We start from the raw sequence: 502 nt of genomic DNA on the forward strand, positions 1-502 counted from the left end.
CCGGTGAGAAGTCCAGGAGTTCACGCGCCATACCGATCCACTGCGAACCCTGACCCGGGAACACGAACACGGCACCGTTCGCCGCACCCGGCCCGACCCGGCCGGCGATCACCCCGGCAGACGAACCGGTGGCGGTGAACTCGCGTAGCCGCTCGGCGAGTTCGCCCGGACCCTCGCCGACCACCACGGCCCGGTGGTCGAGCAGGGCGCGACCGTTCGCGAGGGTGAACGCGACATCGTGCAGGTCGAGTTCGGCACCCTCGGTGATCCGCTCCAGCAGACGCGCGGCCTGCTCGCCGAGTGCCGCCTCGCTCCGGGCGGACAGCACCCACGGCACCGCACCGTCGGCCACGACCTCGGGCGCCCCCGCCACCGGCTCCTCGGTTGCGGCGACCGGCTCCTCGGGCGCGGCCTCCAGGATGACGTGCGCGTTGGTGCCGCTGATACCGAAGGAGGAGACGGCGGAGCGGCGCGGGCGGTCGAGTTCGGGCCAGTCCTGCTG

1 protein-coding gene is annotated in these 502 nt (G+C 73.1%); it reads right to left on the reverse strand.

What is annotated here, in order from left to right:
* A partial coding sequence (locus ACFP3U_RS37100) for a CurL C-terminal domain-containing protein (protein ID WP_380230172.1) occupies positions 1–502 on the reverse strand: 502 nt, incomplete at both ends.

The organism is Kitasatospora misakiensis (assembly GCF_042656005.1).
Classification (GTDB): domain Bacteria; phylum Actinomycetota; class Actinomycetes; order Streptomycetales; family Streptomycetaceae; genus Kitasatospora; species Kitasatospora misakiensis.